At 60.0% G+C, this 8,158-nt stretch carries 7 protein-coding genes; 2 read left to right on the forward strand and 5 right to left on the reverse strand.

Features of this window, described 5'->3' with window-relative positions; translation table 11 throughout:
* The first annotated feature begins 741 nt into the window (after positions 1 to 741).
* Complete coding sequence (locus tag CYD53_RS10325) at positions 742 to 1,779, forward strand: methyltransferase domain-containing protein (protein WP_103718015.1); 1,038 nt, start codon at positions 742 to 744, stop codon at positions 1,777 to 1,779.
* On the opposite strand, the gene CYD53_RS10330 is transcribed toward CYD53_RS10325, so the two are convergent.
* The 5 genes from CYD53_RS10330 to CYD53_RS10350 all read right to left on the reverse strand — a co-directional run bounded on the left by CYD53_RS10330 (position 1,770) and on the right by CYD53_RS10350 (position 6,905).
* Positions 1,770 to 3,503: a tetratricopeptide repeat protein gene (locus tag CYD53_RS10330; RefSeq protein ID WP_103718016.1), complete on the reverse strand. Its 1,734-nt coding sequence runs from the start codon at positions 3,501 to 3,503 to the stop codon at positions 1,770 to 1,772. The two genes, CYD53_RS10325 and CYD53_RS10330, sit on opposite strands and share 10 nt — an antisense overlap.
* 208 nt (positions 3,504 to 3,711) lie before the next feature.
* Positions 3,712 to 4,464, reverse strand: a complete 753-nt coding sequence (locus CYD53_RS10335) for a class I SAM-dependent methyltransferase (RefSeq protein WP_103718017.1) — start codon at positions 4,462 to 4,464, stop codon at positions 3,712 to 3,714.
* Positions 4,465 to 4,582: 118 nt separating this feature from the next.
* Entirely contained in the window at positions 4,583 to 4,828 is a 246-nt protein-coding gene (locus tag CYD53_RS10340; protein ID WP_146055881.1) for a hypothetical protein, read from the reverse strand.
* 35 nt (positions 4,829 to 4,863) lie between these two features.
* On the reverse strand, positions 4,864 to 6,567 hold the full coding sequence (locus CYD53_RS10345; RefSeq protein ID WP_103718019.1) for a hypothetical protein: 1,704 nt from the start codon (positions 6,565 to 6,567) through the stop codon (positions 4,864 to 4,866).
* A complete protein-coding gene (locus CYD53_RS10350; protein ID WP_103718020.1) occupies positions 6,567 to 6,905 on the reverse strand; it encodes a hypothetical protein in 339 nt (112 codons plus the stop codon). The genes CYD53_RS10345 and CYD53_RS10350 overlap by 1 nt, the downstream gene beginning before the upstream one ends.
* 400 nt (positions 6,906 to 7,305) lie before the next feature.
* Between CYD53_RS10350 and CYD53_RS10355 the strand changes: the two genes are divergently transcribed.
* Entirely contained in the window at positions 7,306 to 7,593 is a 288-nt protein-coding gene (locus CYD53_RS10355; RefSeq protein WP_103718021.1) for a hypothetical protein, read from the forward strand.
* Positions 7,594 to 8,158 lie beyond the last annotated feature (565 nt).

The raw sequence follows: 8,158 nt of genomic DNA on the forward strand, positions 1-8,158 counted from the left end.
GACAGGCGCGGGGGCCGCGACGAGGGCGCAGACAGGCAGCACCGGGGACAACGCGGCCGCGGGATTTTGATCTCTATCAAGGAGAAGGCGTCAGAAGCGCCCTATCGAATCGCCAATGGGGCGCCGTTCGAAACTGTCATTTGCATTGCGCCGTTCGCAGCTGAGGCGAGCGAAAGTGCCGCGCCCGAAGCTGTACCTCGTGAACACCGACGCCGACCCTGTGAACAGCCCAGACAGCGCCGCGCCGACCCTGCCGCCCCAGGCCCCGGCGACCGGCGGGGCAGAGGCGAGCTGGGAGACATCCCCCTCGCCCGCCGGCCTGATCCCGAGCGCCCCCTGCGCCTCCGCTTGCGACGGCGCGGCCCCCAGCATTACCGACAGCGCCTGAAGACGGCGGAGATCCGCAGGAACCTGCAGCCGCCCGCGGCTCGCTTCCCCGCTGTCGCCGCTCGCTGCGCCTTGACGATCTCGGCCGTCAGATTGCCGCCTGCGGCCACGCTGGGACATCGCGCAGATGGCGCGGCTCGTCTTGCCTGAACCGCCATCGACGCCGTTCTTTTCAGGCAGGTCTTGCCAAGCTCATAGCCAAGCGAAAGCGGCGCGCCCTCCACCTCGCGAAAATGCATAACGATGCTCCGGATGTTGGAAAACGCCCGCAGGAAGCTGAAGTTGGCTAAGGGTTGACTAAGTTCGCTCCAGCGCTTTGAAGTCGGGCGTCATGCCGGGCGGGGGGCCTTATCAATGACAGACGACTTAGATGATCTGCGTCGAAAACTGGCTATTCTTAGTGAAATCACGGATGCGCACAATCGCCCGTCCGCCGGCGCTCTTGCTAGTATTGCGCGAGATTTCGATTTTGTCCGTCTGAATACGAAATTCTTCGGCTACGAACTCGCCCATCGTATTGCACAGGAACTGCCCGACCCGGCCGCGACGCGAGCTTCGATCGTCGGACTAAAGTCGAAACCTTCGACACAAACCGACCTTGAAAGTGACTGGGCCGCGCACTGGATCAGGGAGCTTCACATCGCCCGCATCATGCACCGCAAGATCTGGGAGGTCTGCTTTCTACTTCAGGCTTTGCATGAATCCGATTTGCTCAAGCCCGGGACACGCGGTATCGGGTTCGGCGTCGGAACCGAGGCGATCCCGTCATATCTTGCAAGCCGCGGCGTCGAGGTCACGGTGACCGACTTGCCGCCATCTAGCCAGGCAGCGCAGGGGTGGCTCAGGACGAACCAATGGGCGGAAGGGGCGGACAAGCTGTTCTACCCCGACCTAGTTTCGCGCGAGGACTTCGACCGGAACATTCTGTTCCGCTTTGAAGATATGAACGCAATCTCTCCGGACCTCGAAGCCTACGATTTCTGCTGGTCGCTATGCGCGCTCGAACATCTCGGCAGCATCGCCAAGGGGTTGGCCTTCATAGAAAACTCTATGGCGACCGTGAGGCCGGGCGGAATCGTCGTTCACACCACCGAGTTCAACTTTCTCAATGACCGCGAGACTATCGACAACTGGTCAACCGTGTTGTTTCAGCGCTCGCATTTCGTCGAAATTGCCGCGCGCCTCGAAGCGAAAGGGCACAAGGTCAAGCCGCTCGATTTTAATGTCGGCCGCAAGCCGATGGACCGCTTTATCGATCTCCCGCCCTACCTGCATCAGATGAGCCCCGAGGCCCAAAGATGGTGGGGCGGCGATGAGCGCCATATCAAGCTCTCGATCGACGGATTTGCCTGCACCTGTTTCGGTCTTATCGCCGAGAAGGGTCAGGCCTGAGAGACCCTGTCCAGAGCTTGTGTCTCAGTAATGGTTCTTGCGAGAAGAGCAGCATCCTCGAGTCCGCGCGCATGCTCTGGATTTTCAGGATCGAGATCACGTGCGCTCGCGAATGCTTGGGCAGCCTTGGCATGATTGCCGACTTTCAGATGCATCCGGCCGAGGAAGTGGAAATGCCAGGCCTCAGCGGGCTGACAGCTTGTCGCCACCTCGGCCGCCCGGATAGCCGCCTCGTCATTGCCCAAGCGATATTCGATCTCGCCCAGAAAATAGGAATAGCCCGGCAGCTCGGGCATGGTTTCGGTCGAGAGCCTGCTATAACGCGCGGCCCCCGCGAGATCGCCGGCACCGAACATCACCGCAGCCTTTTGATGATAGCATTCGGCCAGCAACCGTCGGATGGCGGGCAGGTTCTCATTTAGCGCCAATGCCGATTGCGCGGTTCGAATGGCTCCATCGTAATCGCCCAGAGCCATGTGAGAATGGCTCGCATGCATCGAGTAGCGATATTCCCGAGGTTCAAGCTCTGCAGCCCGCGCAAAGTTGGCGATGGCCTCTTCGTGAAGCCCTGCCTCAGCCAAGAGGCTTCCAAGATGGTGGAACAGCCAGGGAATGACAATGAGGGTTCCCGCATTTCGGTCGGAGGCCGGCTCGATCGCCCGCCTGCCGTAATCGATGGCCTTTTCGAGGTCGCGGCCCCTGTAATAGCAGTCACTCAGATAGAAACAGGACTCCGAGTCCTGGGTCGCTGTCAGGCCACCATCTGCGATCCGAGCCGAAAAATGATCGATCGTGCTCTGGAGCGTTTGAGCGCGACGCGCCGACAAGTGCTCGATCAATCGATCTATCGCCGACACCTGCGGGATGTGAGCCCCACTGTCCATTGCGAACCGATTCATCGCGGCCTGATAGGCCAATATCGCCCTGCTGCCGAGCAGCAAGGCGGAGTCCTGGTCGCCGCGCTGGGCTTGCCCGATCGAGAGCATGTCCAAAATCGGCCCGTCATTGGCGAACCGCCCCTCGGCTTCCAGCAGCAATTGCCGGAACTCAGCCTCGCTGATCCTGCTCGGGTCTTGCAGGAACTGATATCCAAGGCTGCGGGCGGATTTGGTGGCAACGAAGCTGATCTTCTCAAGATCGTAGCCGAGCTCGGTCGGCAATGCCGGGTCGAGGCGCGACCAGAAATCCAGGACGAGGCTCTTGTCCAGAGAGCACTCCAGCCGGCGATACGCCTCGACATCTTCCGGGGCGAAAGCCAATGACATTGGAACAGAAGCGACGTGCTCGCGGGATTCGCTTGTCGTCCCCGTTCCGATGATGCGGCCGAGATAATCGGCGCCGCCCTCGAGTGTCGCCTCATAGGACACGAGCGATCCATGCCCGGCGGCGCAGACTGCGCTCCAACCGCTATAGTAGTGCGAATACACGTCGGCGAAGGATGCCGGGTTGTCCAGGCCGTCCTTGAAGAACTCAGTGCGCCGCGTGACGAGATCGCGCGGGGAATGAAGCAGGCAACTCTGCAGCCACATCACCGGATGGCGCGTGACGACCAGGAACCGCTTGCCCTCCATCTCGTCGGCGCATTCGCTGACAAAGGCGTGTTTCCAGACGCCCGACCGCGTCGTGACATCGATCCCGAACCGTTCCCGGATCAGGTTGCTGACGTAATTCGTTCCGGACCGTTGGAGGCCAACCAGGGCCGTCAAGGCGTCGGTCTTAGACATCAGTTCCCCAGGAGCATCAAAATTTGATGCTACCTAACTACCTGAAACACAACTTTTGGGAAGCTGTACTCGCAGCAAATTGGTTGCTTAATATGTCCAGAACAGCCGCATGCCGTTGTTCTGGCCGCATGGCGGAATGCCGCGAGTGCGATAGGCAGACATGCTTTCCCTGAAGCATCAAATTTTGATGCTTCAGGCCGCCTAGACCCTACTTAAACAGCCAAGCTTGGAGCCCGGCATAGTTGTTCCACAACCGCCGGTTGACACCGCCCATGTCGTTGAAAACATGCGTCAGCCCTTCTCGACTGTAGAGGCTGATGTGTCCGTTATGAGGGCCGAGATACCACCAGTCGCGATCCAGAGACGCGGGATCCCACTGCGCGGTCTGGAAGGCGAAGACACCCGGCGACTTGAGATGCCCCCGGATGAAATCGAAAATCGCGCGCGGATTCGGCAGATGCTCGATAACTTCGCAGGCGGTTATAACATCGAATTTCTTGTCGCCGAGATCCGGCAGGAACCACTCCTTGCCAACCTTGGGCGGAATAATGTCCGTTCCCCAGGTATGAAGACCGAGACTGCGGTGGCTCATATCTAGGAAGCCCCCGATGCCGCAGCCAAAATCGAGAATTTCGATCTCGTCGAGCCGCTTGTGTAAAAGCTCATTGGCTAGAGCAACTAGGCGGAATGTCTCTGTGACACGACCATACCAATCAGGATCCTGATTGTGCCAGTAGGTCTCGTCATAGATCTCGGTGTGGTCGTCCTCATCCAGCGCCGGCGTGAACAGGAAATTGCAATGAGAGCACTGATAATACCAGCAATCATCCGGCTCATCAGGAATAGGATGATTGGCTCGCTTGTTGTGGGGAAGGCCAAACTGAAGCGCCGATGGATTCCCGCAGAGTTTGCAACTTATCGTTTTAGGTGCCTGCTCTCGGGTCAGAAACTTGGTCGCCATCTGCACACGCTCTCGTACGATCCTTCTCGATCGTTCGTATCGTGAGCCTTTGTGATTTGCTAGATCAATCCAGCCTCAAAAGCACGAATGCTGGTGCACGGTCAGCTCCAGACTAGCCTCAGCTGTCGACGGGCGCTAAGCTCAGCAACACCTTGAGTTCCCGGACGATCGTGGCGCCGCTGTCGCCTTTGACCTCAACGCGAGCAAGGCCGGCCTCCTTATCCAGCAAACGGCATCCACCCAGCGGCTTGCCGTTCTGCCATGCCTCAACGGCGTGCGGGCCATGGAAGAAATCGGGGCTGTTGCTATCGACAAAAACTCGCATCGGGCGACGGTGTGGCTGTGGCACGCTCTTCGATCGCATTGAGTAGGGCACTCTCTGCACGTTGGAGCGCCGCCTCAAGTATCGTTCACGTTGTCCGCCATGGTAATGTTGGCCCCTGTCCCGGTATTGAAGCCCGTAACCACGTCGCGATAAGTATTATCCTTGATGACTCCGTTTTTCGTAGCGGCGTTGATGTTGAAGACGTACGCTGCCCGGCTGGAACAATCAAAATCGCAGCCGAGGAATTTGAATCCGCGCGCGGATGGATTAAGGTGGACAGCTGAGTAGCTGCCTGCTCCCGCTTTCGACATGTCGCTAAATGTGGTACCAATATATTGCGTCCGCTTGCCGCTTTCATCCACGGCCTGACCTTGGCAATTGGTGATCCGACCGCCAATAAACTTGGTGTCGATCATGTTTTCTCCCACAAATAAGGCCGCGATGTCCGCGCCGCCCTGCCCCACTGCACCAGAAGTGTTGCTGATATCGCAGCGGTGGAACTCAGTACGGAAGCCGCGATCCAACACCGCCGCGGCTTCCGTCGCTCGGTCAACCTCGAACTTGTAGAAGGCGCAGAATGACGGCAAATCGGCCAACGCCGTCGAGGTAGAAATCATTTGAAGGCCGCGTTTCACACCGAGCGCATAAAATCCGTTCGTATGCACGCCGGCCACACGGCCGCTAATGACGAGGCCGTGAGAGCCCGCGCAGTTTGCCTGAACCGTGAACTCGTCAAAGACGACGATATCGGTTCGATAGGCCGTCGCTGGACTGCTGACGACACGAGCGCCTATGCCAGTGACAGCATAGGGCATGTTGATATGGCAACGGTTGAAAAAGATCGAATTGCTATGCTCGACTCTGACACCTTCGACCGATCCATCTGAGATGAAATTGTGCACCTCGCAGATATTGGCATGTGTAAAAACAACATCCCGTTGGCCGGATGGCTGAGAATCCCGGTAGATGTATAGATCGCGAAGGTAGACGTAGTAGACCGGATTTGTGCCGTCCCCGACAATGAACACGTCACCACCGGCAGCTGTGACTTTAAGCCTAGCCTGCTGACCTACGCCTTGGATCTTCACGCGCGACCCAGTCACGCCTGTCTTGTGGCCGTAGATAGGACCCCCGATTTTCCAATCCACCCCCGGAGCAATTGGCGGGAGCCACGCGATACCACCGCCATTCGTGATGACGCGGTCAATACAGGAATTGATCGCGGAGGCATGATTGGCATCTGCTGCGTCGGCGCCATCGAAAAGAGGCGTGCTCCCCGTCCGCTGGATGATATCGCTCAGCGTCGCCGGGTTCGCCATATCCTCGTAGCTGAATTGGGCTCGCTCAACCGCGACGCGCACTTGCGCGGGGACCATCAGCTTTGCGGTGTCCGTCAGTGCCTCGGAATCCACGTCGACCGCCAGTCGAGCATCGATCTGCTGCTTCGTCCGTAGCGACGACATCAGCTCATCGTTGTCTGCTCCAGCCTCGGCAACTGCCTGACTGGCGAGCCGGGCCGTCGTCTGCTGAGCCGTCCGCAGCGGCGACATCAGTTTGTCGTTGTCCGCGCCGGCCTCCGCGACTGCCTGACTGGCGAGACGGGCCGTCGTCTGCTGGGCCGTCCGCAGCGGCGACATGACCTTCTCGGCGTTGGTCCCGGCCTCTGCTTCTGCCTGCGTGGCAAAATCGTCTCCAGCCAGCGGCGGCCCGACGAGGCCGGGGCGGAACCGCATTTTCAACGAAGACGGCCCTCGCGCGACGATGCTGACATCGGGCATCAGAAATTCCCCTCGGTAATGGTGACGGAGCCGTCGAAGACCTGGATCGTCTTGCCGGTTGCGGTGTGGGTGATGCGGCAGCCATGCCGGTATTGGCCGGCGCAGAGGCGCATCGCCTCAGGCGGCTGAAAGGTGATGGTGTTTTCGCTGGGGTCGACAGCCAGGCCATCGCCGTCGGTCAGCGACAGGATCGGGCGGCGGTCGCGTTTCAGCTCATAGGCGTAAGCGTAGTCCGCCCACGGGAAATCGGAGCCGTCAGCGAGCGTCCATTCGCAGGTGAAGGCGAAGGTCTCGTCATCGGTTGCGGAAACATTGAGCTGATAGGCAGCGCCGGCCATGGCGGCTCCTCATGGAAAAAGCCGCCCGGTGAGGGGCGGCTTGGGGTGGGCTTGGGTTGGCTGAAACAGCCGGGGAGTTGGCAGCGTTTGATATGCATTCTGCCCCTTACCTTTCGGCAGGATCAAAGACATGGGGATACGCGTGAGCGAGAAGCGAGCACTGATCATATCGGCGCAAAGCATCGCGGCGATTTCGTCTATAACCGCCCCCGGCGGCGCAAAAGGTGGGCTTCCGGATCAAGACCTGCAGAATGAGCAGACTGGCCTGGCCACAGGCCTTGGGTTTACGATTCGCTCTGCTTCAGAGGAAGCATTACAATTTACTTGACCGTCAGAACGTCAAGCGGCTTCCATTGAAGATGGATAGTGCCCACACCACGAAGCATGGCATGTCTTTGAGATGAAAATCACTGAACCCGGTACGATCATCGACGACGACCCGAACGCTAAGCTGCGGCCCAAGCCTATGTCGCGAACAAGGCGGGTTGTATGTTTCGTTGTCGGGCTGGTCTTCTTGGCCTTCGTGCCAGTCGGGCTCGAGATATTCGCCGCCGGAATGAGGCCCGGCGGGGTGTTTTTCATGGCTGCACTCGGTTTCGGCTTTGCCGGCCTGGTGCTTATAGGTTCAGCGCTGTTCCCGAACGCGACTCTTGCCCGTGACAGCGTCGACCGCCCCCGCAATCACTAGGCTGTCGCCTGCACCGCCTGGAGCGTTGTCTTCACGCGAAGCGGCCTCCGGTTCGCTCGAAAATCCGCTAAGCCCCGCCCTCTCTTAGCAGCATCAGCAGCCGCTCTTCCAGGCTTTCGCCCGGCTGCGTCGCAGGAGGCCGCGGCGCGGTTGAGGCGCCAAGGCCCAAGATCGCCCGAGGGCCGCGCATACTGGCCGGCTCCATGGCGGCGGCGTTCTGCGCGTAGAGGGAGCTGTGTTGGCGTGTCGCCTCGTCGATCGCGTCAGGCCCCCGCTGCGACAGCGCGTTCTGTCCCAGCCTAGCCAAGGCGCCGCCGCCCGGCACAGCCGAGCGAAAACCGTCGCCGCCGGCCAGCACAGTGTTGAGGGTCCGTAGGCCGTTGCCCGGTCCGCGGCCACCGCGACGACAAGCGGTCCGTTACCCGTATCGGCGGCGGGCTCATCGATCAGGACAGCGCCTGGAGGCGGTTCCGGCGCCATGGGCGCGGCCTTCGCATCGTCCGAGCCGGCAAGAACCGCTCCGCTAGCAGCAAGGCCGGCGGCGGGCGCCGCGATCGCGTTGAAC

The sequence above is a fragment of the Allobosea psychrotolerans genome, assembly GCF_002917105.1.
In the GTDB taxonomy this organism is placed as follows: Bacteria; Pseudomonadota; Alphaproteobacteria; order Rhizobiales; family Beijerinckiaceae; genus Allobosea; species Allobosea psychrotolerans.